Annotated in this window: 13 protein-coding genes and 3 tRNA genes; 6 read left to right on the top strand and 10 right to left on the bottom strand. The window is 45.6% G+C overall.

The annotated features are described in order from the left end of the window. The first annotated feature begins 401 nt into the window (after positions 1-401). Positions 402-1,244: a BRO-N domain-containing protein gene (locus tag C8N47_RS04095; RefSeq protein ID WP_107821247.1), complete on the top strand. Its 843-nt coding sequence runs from the start codon at positions 402-404 to the stop codon at positions 1,242-1,244. Between the two features lie 244 nt (positions 1,245-1,488). Here the strand turns inward: C8N47_RS04095 and C8N47_RS04085 are convergent, their stop codons facing one another. The 4 genes from C8N47_RS04085 to C8N47_RS04070 all read right to left on the bottom strand — a co-directional run bounded on the left by C8N47_RS04085 (position 1,489) and on the right by C8N47_RS04070 (position 5,759). After that, the gene (locus tag C8N47_RS04085; RefSeq protein ID WP_107821245.1) at positions 1,489-2,073 is read right to left on the bottom strand and encodes a methyltransferase family protein; all 585 of its coding nucleotides are present in this window, start codon (positions 2,071-2,073) and stop codon (positions 1,489-1,491) included. Beyond that, positions 2,073-3,446: an SO_0444 family Cu/Zn efflux transporter gene (locus tag C8N47_RS04080; protein WP_107821244.1), complete on the bottom strand. Its 1,374-nt coding sequence runs from the start codon at positions 3,444-3,446 to the stop codon at positions 2,073-2,075. The genes C8N47_RS04085 and C8N47_RS04080 overlap by 1 nt, the downstream gene beginning before the upstream one ends. A 165-nt stretch (positions 3,447-3,611) precedes the next feature. Beyond that, entirely contained in the window at positions 3,612-5,018 is a 1,407-nt protein-coding gene (locus C8N47_RS04075) for an NfeD family protein (RefSeq protein WP_107821243.1), read from the bottom strand. Between the two features lie 207 nt (positions 5,019-5,225). Further along, complete coding sequence (locus C8N47_RS04070) at positions 5,226-5,759, bottom strand: lipocalin family protein (protein WP_107821242.1); 534 nt, start codon at positions 5,757-5,759, stop codon at positions 5,226-5,228. A 253-nt stretch (positions 5,760-6,012) separates the two neighbouring features. Here C8N47_RS04070 and purB point away from each other — a divergent pair, with 253 nt between their 5' ends. Further along, a complete protein-coding gene (purB, locus tag C8N47_RS04065) occupies positions 6,013-7,359 on the top strand; it encodes an adenylosuccinate lyase (protein ID WP_107821241.1) in 1,347 nt (448 codons plus the stop codon). A gap of 23 nt (positions 7,360-7,382) precedes the next feature. After that, a complete protein-coding gene (locus C8N47_RS04060) occupies positions 7,383-9,206 on the top strand; it encodes an ABC transporter ATP-binding protein (RefSeq protein ID WP_107821240.1) in 1,824 nt (607 codons plus the stop codon). A gap of 131 nt (positions 9,207-9,337) precedes the next feature. Here the strand turns inward: C8N47_RS04060 and C8N47_RS04055 are convergent, their stop codons facing one another. The 4 genes from C8N47_RS04055 to C8N47_RS04040 all read right to left on the bottom strand — a co-directional run bounded on the left by C8N47_RS04055 (position 9,338) and on the right by C8N47_RS04040 (position 11,780). Beyond that, positions 9,338-9,547: a hypothetical protein gene (locus tag C8N47_RS04055; RefSeq protein ID WP_107821239.1), complete on the bottom strand. Its 210-nt coding sequence runs from the start codon at positions 9,545-9,547 to the stop codon at positions 9,338-9,340. A 211-nt stretch (positions 9,548-9,758) separates the two neighbouring features. After that, positions 9,759-10,481 carry a (Fe-S)-binding protein gene (locus C8N47_RS04050; protein WP_107821238.1) on the bottom strand — a complete coding sequence of 241 codons (723 nt, stop codon included), beginning with the start codon at positions 10,479-10,481 and terminating at the stop codon, positions 9,759-9,761. A gap of 99 nt (positions 10,482-10,580) precedes the next feature. Next, the gene (locus tag C8N47_RS04045; protein WP_107821237.1) at positions 10,581-11,537 is read right to left on the bottom strand and encodes a glycoside hydrolase family 43 protein; all 957 of its coding nucleotides are present in this window, start codon (positions 11,535-11,537) and stop codon (positions 10,581-10,583) included. Between the two features lie 170 nt (positions 11,538-11,707). Then, positions 11,708-11,780 (bottom strand) — tRNA-Trp (locus tag C8N47_RS04040). Positions 11,781-12,107: 327 nt separating this feature from the next. On the opposite strand from C8N47_RS04040, the gene C8N47_RS04035 reads away from it, so the two are divergent. Next, positions 12,108-13,466 (top strand): rhamnogalacturonidase, encoded by a 1,359-nt coding sequence (locus C8N47_RS04035; protein WP_107821236.1) that lies wholly within the window; start codon positions 12,108-12,110, stop codon positions 13,464-13,466. 571 nt (positions 13,467-14,037) lie between these two features. Here the strand turns inward: C8N47_RS04035 and C8N47_RS04025 are convergent. Together C8N47_RS04025 and C8N47_RS04020 are read right to left on the bottom strand one after the other, a co-directional pair. Continuing rightward, positions 14,038-14,122 (bottom strand) — tRNA-Ser (locus C8N47_RS04025). A gap of 560 nt (positions 14,123-14,682) precedes the next feature. Continuing rightward, positions 14,683-14,767, bottom strand: a tRNA-Ser gene (locus C8N47_RS04020). A gap of 275 nt (positions 14,768-15,042) precedes the next feature. Between C8N47_RS04020 and C8N47_RS04015 the strand changes: the two genes are divergently transcribed. Then, positions 15,043-15,312: an HU family DNA-binding protein gene (locus C8N47_RS04015; RefSeq protein WP_107821234.1), complete on the top strand. Its 270-nt coding sequence runs from the start codon at positions 15,043-15,045 to the stop codon at positions 15,310-15,312. Between the two features lie 83 nt (positions 15,313-15,395). Next, a complete protein-coding gene (locus C8N47_RS04010; protein ID WP_107821233.1) occupies positions 15,396-16,076 on the top strand; it encodes a TrmH family RNA methyltransferase in 681 nt (226 codons plus the stop codon). Positions 16,077-16,101 lie beyond the last annotated feature (25 nt).

Genomic DNA, 16,101 nt, shown 5'->3' with positions numbered 1-16,101 from the left:
GGTTTTTTGTTTCCCTTTCGGAAGGCGTTTGGGGTGGTATTGTTGGACTTGCAAGTTCGGTTTTGGCTGCTCGGATTTGACTGTGGCATCAGTACGAGCTCGAAGAAGCGAATTGCCGATAAACTGGAAGAACTGAACAATTTCCGGGCCTGTTCTATCACTGGCAAGTAGGCATAACTGGTTAAAACGTTTAGATTTGTATAACAAGAGCCGGATGACGGGAGACTGTCAAAGCTTGTCCCGATTAATCGGGATGCGGTTCTGTGAGAGGCTTAGGGTGAAACTCCCTTTGTCTATTCGACCAAGTGACCGTTAGCTTTCATTGCCAGAATGATACTGCAAGTTGAAAAAATATCGAAACAAGAAGTGATTGTTTATCTTTGGAATTGAAAACGGAGAATATGACAAAGGAAACTGCAATAAAATTATTTCAAGACCAAAGAGTTCGAGTTGAATGGGATAGAGACCGAGAGAAATGGTATTTTTCGATTGTTGACGTGATTTCTGTTTTGACACAAAGTATTAATCCACAGGCGTATTGGAGAAAATTAAAAGAAAGGCTTAAAAAGGAAGGAAATGAAACCGTGACGAATTGTCACGGGTTGAAAATGAAAGCTGCAGACGGAAAAATGAGGATGACAGATGTAGCTGACACAGAGCAATTATTGCGACTAATTCAATCAATTCCATCCCCAAATGCAGAGCCGTTTAAAGTATGGTTGGCAAAAGTTGGTTATGAACGAATTGAAGAAACAGAAGACCCGGAAAAAGCTTTTGAACGAGCAATGGAAACATATTTAAAAAAAGGCTACTCTGCAAATTGGATTAATCAGAGGTTAAAAAGTATTGAGGTTCGTAAAGAATTGACAGACGAATGGGATGAAAGAGGTGTAAAAAAGGGACTGGAGTATGCAATATTAACAGATGAAATTACCAAAGCTTGGGCAGGACTAACAACAAGAGAATACAAAGACCTTAAGGATTTGAAAAAGGAAAGTTTAAGGGATAATATGACAAATCTTGAATTGGTTTTGAATATGTTGGCTGAAGCAACTACAACTGAAATATCAAAAGAAAAAAAGCCTAAAACGTTTTCAGCAAGCAAAAAAATAGCAAAACAAGGAGGAACAATTGCAGGAAACACGAGGAAAGAAATTGAAGAAAAGACAGGAAAAAGTGTGGTTTCTCCATTGAATGCGAAAGAGTTTGGTCAAAATAACGATAATAAAGAGATAGGAGAATAAACAAGGAAAAGCTATCACTACTCTTCGCCTCTAATCAAGCGTTGTATGCATGCGCTTGGTATTGGAGGCTTTGTTGAATTAAATACTGCTCCCGTTGGCGCACTTTTGTATAGCGTATCGCCTTCGGCAGTTTTGTATCGGGTGCCGCGTCTGCCTGGCGGCAAACAGGGATTTGGATCGGCTGATTTTCGCTCAGGTATAGAAAGCCGGGAGTCGGAGTTCCCGACACCCAAAGGCAAATAGGCTACAAATACCGCGCAACCCGGGCTTTGTAATTCAGGTAGACTTCCCCAAAGGCCGATTCCAGATAAGCTTCTTCCTTTTGAATAATGCGGTGGTGAAGGGCCAAAGTAAGCAACATCAGGACACCCGGTAATAGGGAAGGAACAAGCAGGAAGCAAGCCCCGAAGAAAAAGAAAAAGCTGGTGTACATGGGGTTTCGGCTGATGCGGTAAACGCCTTCGGTTTGCAGTACGTGTTCGCCTGTTGGCAGGCCTACCCGGGTGAAAATACTCATGGTGTAGTATGCGGGGAGGAGCAGCAGGTTGCCGGCCAACAGGAAAATCAGGCTCATGAGTTTTTGCACATCGGCAATGTCATTCTGGATTAAAAAGGGCAGCTTTAAGAAGAAGTCCGGCGAAAAGGAGGCGATGATGAGCAGGGCAAAAGCCAGGCTAACAATGGCCTTCGAAAACCAGAACAGCAGTTTGTTGATGGTGGCTCTGCCTTTGATTTTAAAGCCGGCACGCATGGTTTGATAAGCCAATAAGCCTGTTGCGATGGTGGGAACAAGGCTGAGAACCACCAGCCCAAACTGTAACAACTGCATTAAATTTCTCCTTTATAGTGATAGCCGATTTCTTCAACTACTTTCTCAATTGCTTTCAGGTCGATCTTTTGGCCCGACACTTTGACCTCGGAGCTGTTTTTGTCGGCAACAACTTCATCAATTCCGTCCAGCTTCATCAGGTTGCGGGTTATGCTGGCCTCGCAGTGCGAGCAGGTCATCCCTTCAACTTTTAATGTTTTTAATGCCATGGTGCTTGTTTTTTGTTTGTTCTTCTCGAATCGTTGGTAAAAGTAGCCAAGAATCAGCGAGCCGATTAAAACGACCGACGAACTGATTTGCAGCCATTGGGGAAGCATTTCGTGTTCGCCGCTGTGGATGTGCATCACCTGGTTTAGGATAAAATCGGCAGGGATCAGCCAGTTGATGAGCAGGCCAAAGAGTGTTGCTCCTCCGATAATTGTTCCTAAATAGACGAGCAAGGATTTGCGTCCCATGGTGTTGCCGATAACCGATATGGTAGCCATGTTGGTTGCCGGTCCGGCCATCAGGAACACCAGGGCAGCCCCGGGCGATACGCCTTTCAGCAATAATACGGCCGCAATGGGGATGGAGCCGGTAGCACAAATATAGATAGGAACTGACGCAGCCAGGATCACCAGAATCTCGAGAAATCCCAATCCCTGGAAACGGGTGAAAAAGTCGTTGGGGAGAATCACCGCGATTAATGCTGCAAGCAGAAAACCGATGATCAGCCACTTGGCTATATCCTGCAGTAATTCAATAAAGGCATAGTGTGTGGCCTGTACAAAGGCATTTCCTTTGGGCTTATCATCGTGACAACCACAGGATGCATCGTTGCAACTGGCACCGTTCGACGGTTTTGTTCGTGCCTGCGGTGCTGCGCTAAGTAAACTTCGAACTTCGGCCTGGGCACTTGGCCTTGCCATGGCAAAGCCTGTAAATGCCGGTTTGGACGCTACTTTGGGAGTCGGTTTTTCTTTCACCAGGATGTTGGTCAGGATTCCGCCGACAATACCGGTCAAAAAAGCAACAATGGGGCGCAAGATGGCAAATACCCATCCGAGCATGGAGTAGGTGGCAAATATGGAGTCGACGCCGGTTTGGGGGGTCGATATCAGAAATGAGTTGGTTGCGCCTTTGGATGCACCGTTGCGGAAAAAGGAAATCCCGGTAGGAATAACTCCGCAACTGCACAGCGGCATGGGGATTCCCAGAAGGGAGGCATTAACAGCCGATTTGGCATTGGGCTTGCCCATATATCGCTGCACTTTATCCTGGGGGAAAAATACTTTCAACAAGCCTGCAAAAATAAGCCCGAGTAAAAGCCAGGGGGCCATTTCGTTGAGCAGGTATACCAGTTCGTTCAAATATTCCAATACAAAATCTTTCATCACGCAATCTGTTTTCACCAATAAAGCAATTCAGCTTCCGATTTGTTCTTTAGCAGGCAAAGATATTTACTTTACCCCAAGTATGCAGTGTGATGTATACCTTAGGAGAAAGAATATTTAGGTCCATTTGCAGATGCACGGGCTAATTCAGCATCCCCCGGGAGGTTAAGCATGCATTTTTTCAACATACAACTGGGCTGCTTCGTCTTTGACAACAACAATTTCTTCGCCTTTGTCAATCATGCCCAGGTTTGAAACGGCATCGTAAATTTTTCCTTCAATTTGTACTTTGCCGGATGGACGCAGGACGGTGTACGCTACGCCGGATTTTCCTTGTAGGCTTTTAATTTGCGTGTCGACACCAACAAAGCCGCGTTCTTTTTCCTGCGTTTCGTGCAGCGAGAGATTGCGGAATACACCACTTTCGGCCGTGAATAGTTCCTTACTAAGGAATAGGCTGGCGAGAAAACCGGCAAATAAGGCGACAATAACGGTGGTCATCGCTGTGAGTATTTTATCCGGCTTAACGTTTTCGAAGTTAAACACCACGTTTTCGACCAAGCTTAGCACCAGACCGGTGAAGGTAAACAGAATTCCGAGCATACCGGCGATGCCAAAGCCCGGAAGAACAAAAATTTCGATGGCGATCAGGATCAGGCCGATGATGAAAAGCAGGATTTCCCAGTTGGCGGCCAGCCCTTCGAGGTAGAGCGGGGCAAAGTAGGCAACAGCGGCCACGATGGCCAGTCCCAGCGGAAAGCCAATGCCCGGGGTTTGAAGCTCGAAATAGATGCCTCCGATAATGGCCATAATCAGCAGGCCCGAGACAATCGGGTTGACCAGAAAACCAATAATCTTCTCGATGAAGGAAGGTTGGTATTCAACAATTTCGTATTCTTCGACTCCGATTTTTCGGAGCACTTCCGGTATGCTTTCGGCTGTGCCTTCGCAATAACCGTGTTTTATAGCTTCGGCAGGGGTGAAGGTCAGTACTTTGCCCGTGTCGGTAATTCCGGCGATGTAGACACGTTCGTCAACCATGGCTTCGGCAATCTTCGGGTCGCGAAACCAGCGAAAGGTGGTGTCTTGTCCCGAAATAATGGTGTCGCCGCCATGCGATTCGGCTGTAGCCCGCATGATGGAACGCATGTACGACTGGTATTTGTCGGGCATTTTTTCACCCGTCTGGTTCACCACGGTGGCGGCCCCAATACTGCCGCCTTTGCGCATATAGATGCTGTCGCAGGCAATGGAGATTAATGCTCCGGCACTGGCAGCGTTGTTGTCGATAAACACATACACCGGAATGGGGCTATTTAGTATTTTGGTGCGTATTGAGTCGGCATCGAGAACCGTTCCGCCGTAGGTGTTCATGTGTATCAGCAGCAGGTCGGCGTTCAGGCTGTCGGCTTCGGCAAAGGCGTGTTGGGTGTCACGCCAGGTTTTGGGCATAATGTTTTGCTTGATGTTAAGCTGGTAAACCAGTTTTTTTTTGTTGGTGGTTGGCTGAGCCCAAACCGACTGGCCCGCTATTGCGGCGCAAAGAACGAACAACATTAATACCTGTTTCATGGTTGGTTGGATTCTGATGTGTTATCCAAAGTTAATTTTTTTCTGAAAGCCGTAAAATGGGACGATGCAAAGAGTTGATAAATTTTAGTCGGGTTGCCTGGTGATTCTCAGAACTGCTTCCCGGGGCTTTGGAAGGGCCGCAGTCCGATTCGGCGAACCGCTCGTTGACCTTCCTTTTTGATTTGTTGACTGCCGGCCGGCTGATTTTCACAACCCGGGTTGCAGCACTTTCTCCAGTTTGTTGACATCGTATCCCCGCTTTCGGGCGCTATCAATCAGCATTTGGTAGCTTTGCGGATTCATTTGCGGGCTGCGGCTTAAAATCCACAGATAGTCGGGACTGGAACTGCCAATCAGGGCATAATTGTAATTCATCGTATCCAGTTCCAGAATGTAATAGTCGGCATAAAAAATCCAGAAGAAGGAGACCTTCAGTTTCCCGGTTTCTTGCGGGTTGGGGATTTTTGCCCGGCCGGTAGCCGTTTTATATTCGCCATTCAGACTACTTTTTCGTCCCGAATTCACAACTTGTATTTTCCCATCCTCTCGCAATTGATAGTTGGCCGTAACACCAACCAGGCCTTTTTCGAACGAGTTTGGATAGCGGGCAATTTCGTACCAGGTTCCCAGGTAGCGGTCGATATCAACGTTCTGTACCGTTCGGGTGTCGATGTTGCCTGTGCTCGAACAGGCGGACAGCAGAGCAAGCACAGCAGTAAACAGGAGGCAATTTTTCAGCATACTTCTTTTTTTCGAAATGAATATTATCGGACTAATATAGTATACAACGTTTCATGAAGTCGTTTTGTGCGGGTGAAAGTTTTTCTGCCCGAAAATTAAAGCAACGACCGCAGGCCGAACAAGCGGTGCACGGATTGAGATGCCGCCCAGGCCAAGTGAATACAGTGATGGCAAGACCGGTTGACGGCTGTTGTGGACTGCTCAGGTTAAACGCTAAAATTTACTAACTTTAGCGCCTCGAAAAATTAATATCATGGAATTGAATTTATTAACTGCAATTACCCCTATAGATGGCCGTTACCGGTCGAAAGTGAGCAATCTGGAAAACTATTTTTCAGAGTATGCCTTGATTAAATATCGTGTGTTTGTTGAAGTGGAATACTTCATCGCATTGTGCGAGTTGCCCTTGCCACAGTTGGCCGACTTCAACCACGACTTATTTGGCAAGCTGCGGCAGGTGGTCGCTGACTTTTCGGTTGAAGATGCTCAGCGTATTAAAGACATCGAAAAAGTGACGAACCACGATGTTAAGGCAGTTGAATATTTCCTGAAAGAAGAGTTTGATAAGTTGGATATCAAACAGTATAAAGAGTTCATCCATTTTGGATTAACCTCGCAGGATATTAATAATACCGCGGTGCCCAAGTCGATTCACGATGCCCTGGATGAAGAGTATTTCCCCGCCATTAACGATTTGGTGGATAAGTTGGATGAGCTTGCTGAGGAATGGAAAAATATCCCCATGTTGGCCAAAACTCACGGACAACCCGCGTCGCCAACAAACCTGGGAAAAGAAATTCGTGTTTTTGCGGAACGTTTGAAACGACAGTTGGAGCAGTTGCGCGCCATTAATTGCGATGCTAAATTTGGTGGAGCAACCGGTAACTTCAATGCTCATAACATTGCTTACCCCGAAATCAGCTGGAAAGCCTTCGGTAATCATTTCCTGAAAAATTACTTGGGCCTGGAGCGTGCGCAATATACCACGCAAATTGCCAACTACGATAACCACTCGGCTATTTTCGATGCCTTGAAGCGTATCAATACGATCATTCTGGATTTGGATCGCGATATGTGGACCTATATCTCGATGGAGTACTTCAAGCAAAAAATTAAGGCCGGTGAAGTAGGCTCGTCGGCGATGCCGCATAAAGTTAACCCGATTGACTTCGAAAATTCGGAAGGTAACCTGGGCATGGCCAATGCAATTTTCGAACACCTGTCGGCCAAATTGCCGGTATCGCGTTTGCAGCGCGACCTGACCGACTCTACCGTGTTGCGTACAATCGGAATGCCGATGGCTCACACCTTGATTGCCGTTAGCTCAACCATGAAAGGTTTGGACAAGCTGTTGCTGAATAAAGGTGCCATTGAGGCCGATTTGGAAAACAACTGGCCGGTTGTTGCCGAAGCCATTCAAACGATTTTGCGTCGCGAAGGCTATCCGAATCCTTACGAGGCACTGCGCGACCTGACCCGCGTTAACAAGAAAATCGATCAGCAGGTGGTTCACGAATTTATCGACACCTTAAAGGTAAGCGATGAGCTAAAAGCCGAGTTAAAGACGATTACACCTCAGAATTATACCGGTATTTTTTAATAACCGGTTCTGAATAGCAATAAATGAAGGATTTAATTCGATTATTTCGACGTTTTTTGCCGCCTTACAAGGGACGGGTTGTGCTCAATTTTGTGTTCAACTTGTTGGCGGCCGTCTTTACAGCATTCTCGTTCGGCTTGTTGTCTCCGATTTTAGGGATCTTATTTGGCACCGATCAGCCGGTTCGCCAATTGGTGCCCTGGGAGATGACCATTGATAGTTTGAAAAACAATGTGTCCTATTTCCTGACGTGGGTGATTGATACTTACGGACAGTCAACGGCATTGATTTATATTGGTTTGTTTCTCATTACGATGGTGATATTTAAGGTGCTTTTTATGTACCTGGCCAGCCTGATGATGATGGACATTCGCAACAGTGTTGTGCGCGATATCCGGATATTGATCTATGATAAGCTGATTGCTTTGCCGCTGGGCTTTTTTAGCGACGAGCGCAAAGGCGATATCATGGCACGGATGACTACCGATGTGCAGGAGATTGAAAACTCGGTGATGAACTCGCTGGATATGCTGTTCAAAAACCCGATACTGATCCTCACCTCGTTGGTTTATATGATCTATACCAGTTGGTCGTTAACCATCTTCGTGTTTATCATGCTGCCCTTTGCCGGCCTTTTAATTGGCCGCGTTGGGAAGAGCTTGAAAAAGCAATCCCGCAAAGGAACCAATAAACAGGGCGAGATTCTTTCAATTATCGAGGAAGATATGTCGGGCCTACGCGTAATTAAAGCCTTTACGGCCGAGAAGCAGGCGCGCGGACGATTTAGCCGGGAGAATGAAAATTACCGTCTGATCATGAATAAGCTGATGAGCCGTTATTATCTGGCTCATCCCATGAGCGAGTTTTTGGGCACCGCTGTCATCGTTATTGTGCTGTGGTATGGTGGTAATCTGATTATCTCGGAGGGAGCCAATGCGTTGTCGCCACAGCAGTTTATTGTATATCTGGTTTTCTTTTACAATATTATTAATCCCGCGAAAGCTTTTTCTACCGCCTTGTACAGCGTCGAAAAAGGATTGGCTTCGATGGAGCGTATTGACCGTATCCTGAGTGCGGAAAATAATATTGTTGATAAACCTTCGGCCGTGGCCAAAGCTTCGTTCAACAGCAGTATCGAATATCGGGATGTTAGTTTCCGCTATGTGAAAGATAAAGTGTTGGATCAGGTTCGTTTAACCATCGCAAAAGGGCAAACGGTGGCTTTTGTTGGTAAATCGGGCAGTGGTAAAACAACCTTGGTCGATTTGCTGCCTCGTTTCTGGGATGTTAGCGAAGGAGCGATCCTAATCGATGGCGTGGATATTCGCGATATGAAGTTGCACGACCTGCGCTGCCTGATGGGAAATGTGAATCAGGAACCGATCCTGTTTAACGACACCTTCTTTAATAACATCGCTTTTGGTGTTGACGGAGCAAGCGAGGAGGATGTTGTTAATGCCGCGAAGATTGCCAATGCACACGAGTTTATCGTAAGTGCGGAAAATGGTTATCAGACCAATATTGGTGACCGGGGCGATAAATTGTCCGGTGGACAAAAGCAGCGTATTTCCATTGCCCGAGCCATTTTGAAGAACCCACCGATTTTGATCCTCGATGAGGCCACTTCGGCGCTGGATACCGAATCGGAAAAATTAGTACAGCAAGCACTGGAGAATCTGATGAAAAACCGAACTTCGCTGGTTATTGCACACCGTTTGTCAACCATTAAAAATGCCGATTTGATTTGTGTGATGCATGAAGGCAAGATTGTTGAAATGGGACCCCACGATGAGCTTTTGGCCAAGAAAGGGCAGTATTACAGACTGCATCGGATGCAGAATTTCTAACAGTTGCTGAATATGCCCGATACGAGAAGGCATCCCCGGGATGTCGGTATCAGATACGAACAATACTGAAAAACAGAAGCCCCGCTCAATCGATAAGCGGGGCTTCTGCTTTTATAGTTGTTGAAACCAATTCACGATGACTTCGTTCTTCGGGTTTTCGGTTCGTTGTCGTTTACTTGCCAGTCAACGATGTAGTTAAACTTTTCTCCGGTGCAATGAATGCCATTTTTTTCAGGCAGCGGATGATGTGGTTCAGTGCCTTTAGATGTGAAATATCGAACATGATCTAAATGATCAAGCCAATTTCTTTTTTTTGTTTGTTGTAACTGATGCGTTTTCATGTTTCTTGCCGTTTAACTTTACAATGACGATAAATAGAATCTCCGCATGATATCGGATAAAAGAACAATTTACTCAAGCCAGAACAAGGTAAAATCGGGGCCGATCCTTTCAAAATAGAATTGAAAACCTTGCTAAATTACGAAATTGCAACTAAATTCTGTGTTCTTGATTCTAAATATGTTTAAACAGCAGGGGTGTTGTAGAGCATCATTACCAGCCGTTTGCAAGAATGTCGGCGATGTGGATCGGTTTAATGGGGAGCTTGTTTTTGAGAATGTAAGCTTCGATATTCATCAGGCACGACGACTCTGTGGAGATGATGTATTCGGCTCCGGTTGCCAGGGCTTTTTCAACTTTCTGTTCGGTCATTGCCGTCGAGATGGAATGGAACTTGGCCGAAAAGGTACCGCCAAAACCACAGCAGGTTTCCGTGTCCTCCATTTCCACGAGTTCCAGGCCTTCAACTTTCGAAAGAAGTAAACGCGGTTCTTTTTTTATGCCGTACTCGCGAAGAGCCGTGCAGGCATCGTGGTAGCATACTTTGTGTGGAAAACGTGCACCAAATTCGGTAAATTGTAAGTGATTCACCAAAAAGTCGGTTAGCTCAAACAGGCGCGCTTTTAACTGGTTTTGCGCTTCAAATTGTTGGTCGCCTTCTGGAAATAAATGCCCGTAGTAGTTTTTGATAAAACCGGTGCAGGACGCCGATGGGCTGACAATTGTTCTCTCGCCTTCGAAATCGCCGATGAATTTTTGTGCTAATGTTTTGGTTTCATCCCAGTATCCGCTGTTGTACGAAGGTTGCCCGCAGCACGTTTGTTCGGGGTTGTAAATGGCTTTTACTCCCGCTTTTTCTAAAACCTTAATGACATTGAAGGCTGTTTGCGGATAAAACTGATCAATGAAGCATGGGATGAATAAATCGACTGTCATGATTATTATTAAAAAGAGAATTTGCTGCAAAGATGGTTCAATTCGAGCCAAAAAAAAAGTGATCAGATGATCACTTTTCAATATTTGGAATCTTTTTCACTACTCTGCTGCTTGTACTCCTTCGCTGGTCATTACAATTCGCTTGATGGTGCCATCCGGATTGTAGAACAGCTCGTCGATGCATACAGAACGACGGAAGCTATGGCCGTGTGGCTGCATGCCGCCGTTGTGATAAATGAAATAGGTTTTGCCTTTGTAGTCGATAATGGCCTGGTGGTTGGTGTTGCAGTTGCCGGCCAGCTCATTCAGGATCCCTTTGTATTCCCAGGGACCTTCAATGCTTTTGCTCATGGCATAAGCTGTTTTTTCGGGGAACTGGTAGGCGTAGGACAGGTAGTAGTTGTCGCCGTGTTTGTGAATCCATGGTGCTTCGGTGTAGTGTGGTAAATCAACGGTATGGATAGGGCCATCCAGCTCAATCATGTTTTCTTTCAATTTGGCCCAGTAGCATTTGGTATTTCCCCAGTACAGGTAAGCCTGCCCGTTGTCGTCAATCCAAACTGTTGGGTCAATGTCGTCCCAGCTTATTGGGGTGTCGGTTGTCATGTCGTTGGTTATAAGTGCTTTGCCAAGCGCATCTTTAAAAGGCCCAACCGGGCTGTCCGAAACCGCAACGCCGATGGCTTTGCCGGGAATGGAGTTGTGAGTTGTGGTGATGTACCAGTAAAATTTGCCGTCTTTTTCAATTACCTGTGCTGCCCAGGCATCGTCTTTAGCCCAGCTAAAGTCGGTTACCTTTAAGGGAATGGGATGCTCTTGCCAGTTCACCATATCCGTAGAGGTGTAAACCAGCCACTCGTGCATTTCATAAAAGTTGCGTTCCGTGGGGCATTCATCATGACCGGCGTAAAGGTATACCGTGTCGTTGTAGACCAGCGCCGCAGGATCGGCAGTGTACTTGTTGGTGATAACCGGATTTTGAGCATTCGCCAGGTTGGTTAGTCCGCCGACCAGGATCAGGCCGCTCAAAAGCTTTTGTAAAAAGTTTCGTCTCATTGTTTTAATTGTCTTAATTGGTTATAAAAGTATATTGTACTTTTATGCAATGATAGCAAAATTATTTGGAATTTCAGCTTGCGATTTTGCAGAATTGCGGGGAGGCCGGGGCGGGAAGAAGCGAGGCCGATTGGTGAAAACAAAAAAAGCTGCCCTAATGGACAGCTTTGCACGGGAGGAGCGACTCGAACGCCCGACACCTGGTTTTGGAGACCAGTGCTCTACCAACTGAGCTACACCCGTTTCTCAATTGCGATTGCAAATATAGTAATAAGATCTAAACTGCCTAATTATATTTTGGGCTGAAGGCGACTTTTTTGACCTGCTTATTGGGTAAGTTCGTGACAGTCAGAAATAAGCTACATCTGATTTTTTTCGTTTTTTTTTACTCTTCGCTAAATATTCAATTGTCCCGTATGGCGGGCGATCGAACTTGTTTGCACAGGCGTGGCTGTGCCGTTATATTTGGGATTCCCTACAAATTTTTTTGAAGACCGATAAGTATTGCTATTTTTGTTTGCGTCGCCAGACAACTACTATTACTACTATTAATTACTATTACGAAGAAAGATGAAACGATTGACTCGATTGACTGTTAAATCAGTCGTTGGCTTGTTAGCTATTGCTTTGGTTGCTTTCAGCTCGTGCCAGGAGAAGAAAGCAACAAGTTCGAACACCTTCCCCGATGGAACACCTATTCCGGAGTGGTTTTCAGATACAACAAAAATAGATCCTTCTACCTTGGGCAAATGGTACTCCATTGCCGACTACGGAGCTGTTGCGGATGATTTAAGCTTGAATACGGAGGTCATTCAGCAATTAATCGATACGGTTTCTGCAACGGGAGGCGGAGTAATTGTCGTTCCGCAAGGTACATTTCGGAGCGGTGCCCTTTTCTTTAAGCCCGGAACGCATTTGCATATTCAAAAGGGCGGAATGTTGAAAGGATCGGATGATATCTCAAATTACCCGATTATGCCCTCACGCATGGAAGGACAGAACCTGGATTATTATCCGGCTTTGGTTAATGCTTACGATGTTGACGGATTTACCATTACCGGTGAAGGCACAATCGACGGGAATGGATTGAAGTACTGGGAAGCTTTTTGGCAACGCCGAAAGGAGAATCCGAAATGTACAAACCTGGAGGTTTCGCGTCCGCGACTGGTGTTTATCTGGGGTTGCGATAATGTACAGTTGCAGGATGTAAAACTCCATAACTCCGGCTTTTGGACTACGCATCTGTACCAGTGTAATTACGCCAAATTGTTGGATTTGCACATTTTTGCGCCGAAAGCACCGGTGCCTGCACCGAGTTCCGATGCCCTGGATTTAGATGTGTGTTCGAATGTGTTGGTGAGAGGTTGTTATATGTCGGTCAACGATGATGCAATAGCGATGAAGGGCGGGAAAGGCCCCTGGGCTGATGAAGATCCGAACAATGGCCCGAACGAGAATATCCTGATTGAAAACAATACTTATGGTTTTTGTCATTCAACTTTTACCTGCGGCAGCGAATCCGTTCATACTAAAAACGTGTTGGTTCGTAACTGTACGGTAAAGGATGTAAGTCGTGTTATTTTCTTGAAAATGCGTCCGGATACGCCCCAGAAATACGAATATATTACCTTGGAAGGCATTTCAGGGACCGCACGCACAGCAATTTATATCCGCCCCTGGCGTCAGTTTTTCGATTTGCAAGGCCGCGAAACACCGCCGGTATCATCCTCGGAGAATATCACCTTTCGCGATTTTAATTTGAAATGTGATAAATTCGCCGAAGTGGGAATTACGCAGTATGATCGCTTGTCGGATATTCGCTTCGAAGATATGACGATCGAGGCAGGCAGTGCTGACCTGGATACATCAATAATCAGTAATCTGGTTGTGAAAAATGTGACTGTTAACGGAGAACCGTTTTTACAATAGATCTACAACATAAAAAAACTACATGATTCCGGGGAATCACCAACAGGGATGAAAGTGTAGTCGTTTTCGACTATGCTGTTGTCGTTGTTTTCAGAAGTTGTTGGGTTGTCGTTCCACATTTAATCAAAACCAGTTATTGGCATTGCGCCCTAGCACCTTTGCGGAGTAAGACTTTCACAGAAAAAGCACAGCAGGCTGTTCCGGATCGGGCAGCCTGTTTTGGTGTGTAGGGGGTAGTTTGCGGTTAAGACTGAAAAGAAGCTTGTTGGTGCATGTTCTGTGGCTAAGGATCGACCTGGGCTGGCTTTCTTGTGGCTTGGCGTGTCTCTTAGCCGGCAGGCCAAGCCTGATTGTTGTTATGCCTCCGTAGTCAGGGGGTAAAAACAGCGACACGCTGGGCTCGGAACGAGCAAAATCCGGGGGCTGTAATCGGCCTTCTTTCTCTGGAGTGCGATTCGTAAGATACATTTGCTTAGCCCGGAAATAGGCAGAACCAGGCGGCGTTGCGGCCGTTTTGCGTTCTGCGCTTTTTAACAACAAAAAAGCCGAAACAAAACTGCTTCGGCTTTTGCGGAGAGAGAGGGATTCGAACCCCCGGATCCGTGAAGATCAACGGTTTTCAAGACCGCCGCATTCGACCACTCTGCCATCTCTCCGTGATTGTGGCCACAAAAGTATACGATTTTTTGAAAGTGCAAAAATATAAGTGCGAAAAAATCGAATATTTTTTGCCGTCGATGCAGCGGTGGCGATCGATAGAAATCAGAACGTGCTGAGCCTTCGATATATAACAAAATGTAGGGGTTTCATATCAATATTTTTCAAACGGGAGGGCGGCTGGCTTGAGGGTTTCACTTGAAGTGAAGCCCTCACTAAAAGTCGGTCATCGCCAATCATGCCTATTGGGATGCGACTTTTATTTGACGTGAAGCCCTCAGTAAGAGTTTCACATCAACATTCACCACTGGGAGGGCGGTCGGGCAATTTGTTTCGTTTGCGCGATGCTTTAATCTCCGATGAGGGACTCATGATTCCATTTTGCGAAACAACGAGCAGAAGTTTTTGGGTACTTGAAGATACAACTGGGTATTCAATTGTACCGGGGGCATCGTTGTTGTTTGGGCTTGATCAGCATTCGGAACGAAGCCTTGTGGAATCCGGTATTTTCGGGAGCTTCCAAAACGAAAAAAGCCGAAGCAATGTTGCTTCGGCTTTGCGGAGAGAGAGGGATTCGAACCCCCGGATCCGTGAAGATCAACGGTTTTCAAGACCGCCGCATTCGACCACTCTGCCATCTCTCCGTGATTGTGGCCACAAAAGTATACGATTTTTTCTAAGCACAAAAATATTCACAAAAAATATCACCAAATTATGAAAGAAAAAAAAGTACAATTGGTTTGCATATTTAAATGTTATTTTAGAATTTTATGAAACTCTAATGAGAACCAACTGCAAACCATTGATTTTATTGATGTTTTAGAAAAAGTAGTTGTAAGTCTCGCAGAATAATTGTAACTATGTCAATAAAGAAGTAGTATTAATCAGTTTATTTTTTTAACCCTAAACATGTTTTCCTATGAACAAAGCTCAATTAATTGACGCCATTTCTGAAAAGGCAGGTTTGACTAAGGCAGACTCTAAAAAAGCGCTTGACGCGTTTATCGCAGCAACAACAGATGCTTTAAAAGATGGCGATCGTGTTGCCTTAATTGGTTTCGGATCTTTCTCCGTTTCTACACGCAGTGCCCGTACCGGCCGAAATCCGCAATCTGGTGCACCGATTGAAATTCCTGAAAAGAAGGTTGTAAAATTCAAACCAGGTGCTGAATTGGAAGACGCAATCTAGATTTTAGATAGAAAGAGATTCGAAAGGGGGGCTTTTAGCGTCCCTTTTTTTATTTTTGTCCGCTCAACAAGCTTTTCTTCAAAATGGATTATCAATTGGTTAACTATCTCTCTGGTTTTATTACTTCTGAACGGAACGAATTATTTGACCGGATTTTGGATCAACGGACACGCTATCTCACCATTGTTCTGGAAAATATCTATCAACCACAAAATGCAAGTGCAGCCATGCGCTCGGTCGATTGCTTTGGTTTGCAGGATGCACACGTGATTGAGAATAGTAACGATTTTGAGGTCGATCGGGAAGTGGCGATGGGCGCTACCAAATGGTTAAACGTAAATCGGTACAATCAAAAAGCTGAGAATAGCCGCGATGCGATTGCGAACCTTCGGGCGCAAGGCTACCGAATTGTGGCTACTACCCCGCACGAGGGCGATACTAATCTGGAAGATTTCGATTTGAGAAAGGGGAAAACAGCCTTGTTTTTCGGTACCGAGCTAACCGGTATCTCCGATGTGGTGAAAGAGGAAGCGGATGAGTTTCTGAAAATCCCGATGCATGGTTTTACCGAAAGTTTCAACATTTCGGTGTCGGCAGCGGTTATTTTGCATCATCTGACCTGGAAATTGCGCAACGACTCCGCTATCGACTGGAAACTGACAGCTGAGGAACAGGCCGAAATCAAGCTAAACTGGCTTCGGCGGAGTATCAAATCATCCGATTTGATCGAGGAAGAGTACCGACGGAAGATCGCTCAGCGATAATGGCCAATCTCCGAATAAGAATCAT

It is taken from the genome of Mangrovibacterium marinum (assembly GCF_003046625.1).
In the GTDB taxonomy this organism is placed as follows: Bacteria; Bacteroidota; Bacteroidia; order Bacteroidales; family Prolixibacteraceae; genus Mangrovibacterium; species Mangrovibacterium marinum.
This window is presented reverse-complemented; position numbering and strand designations above follow the sequence as displayed.

What these genes read in the sequence shown, in the direction of transcription:
- C8N47_RS04095 (WP_107821247.1), top strand. Translation starts at nt 402, where the DNA reads ATGACAAAGGAAACTGCAATAAAATTATTTCAAGACCAAAGAGTTCGA.
- C8N47_RS04085 (WP_107821245.1), bottom strand. Translation starts at nt 2,073, where the DNA reads ATGCAGTTGTTACAGTTTGGGCTGGTGGTTCTCAGCCTTGTTCCCACC.
- C8N47_RS04080 (WP_107821244.1), bottom strand. Translation starts at nt 3,446, where the DNA reads ATGAAAGATTTTGTATTGGAATATTTGAACGAACTGGTATACCTGCTC.
- C8N47_RS04075 (WP_107821243.1), bottom strand. Translation starts at nt 5,018, where the DNA reads ATGAAACAGGTATTAATGTTGTTCGTTCTTTGCGCCGCAATAGCGGGC.
- C8N47_RS04070 (WP_107821242.1), bottom strand. Translation starts at nt 5,759, where the DNA reads ATGCTGAAAAATTGCCTCCTGTTTACTGCTGTGCTTGCTCTGCTGTCC.
- purB (WP_107821241.1), top strand. Translation starts at nt 6,013, where the DNA reads ATGGAATTGAATTTATTAACTGCAATTACCCCTATAGATGGCCGTTAC.
- C8N47_RS04060 (WP_107821240.1), top strand. Translation starts at nt 7,383, where the DNA reads ATGAAGGATTTAATTCGATTATTTCGACGTTTTTTGCCGCCTTACAAG.
- C8N47_RS04055 (WP_107821239.1), bottom strand. Translation starts at nt 9,547, where the DNA reads ATGAAAACGCATCAGTTACAACAAACAAAAAAAAGAAATTGGCTTGAT.
- C8N47_RS04050 (WP_107821238.1), bottom strand. Translation starts at nt 10,481, where the DNA reads ATGACAGTCGATTTATTCATCCCATGCTTCATTGATCAGTTTTATCCG.
- C8N47_RS04045 (WP_107821237.1), bottom strand. Translation starts at nt 11,537, where the DNA reads ATGAGACGAAACTTTTTACAAAAGCTTTTGAGCGGCCTGATCCTGGTC.
- C8N47_RS04035 (WP_107821236.1), top strand. Translation starts at nt 12,108, where the DNA reads ATGAAACGATTGACTCGATTGACTGTTAAATCAGTCGTTGGCTTGTTA.
- C8N47_RS04015 (WP_107821234.1), top strand. Translation starts at nt 15,043, where the DNA reads ATGAACAAAGCTCAATTAATTGACGCCATTTCTGAAAAGGCAGGTTTG.
- C8N47_RS04010 (WP_107821233.1), top strand. Translation starts at nt 15,396, where the DNA reads ATGGATTATCAATTGGTTAACTATCTCTCTGGTTTTATTACTTCTGAA.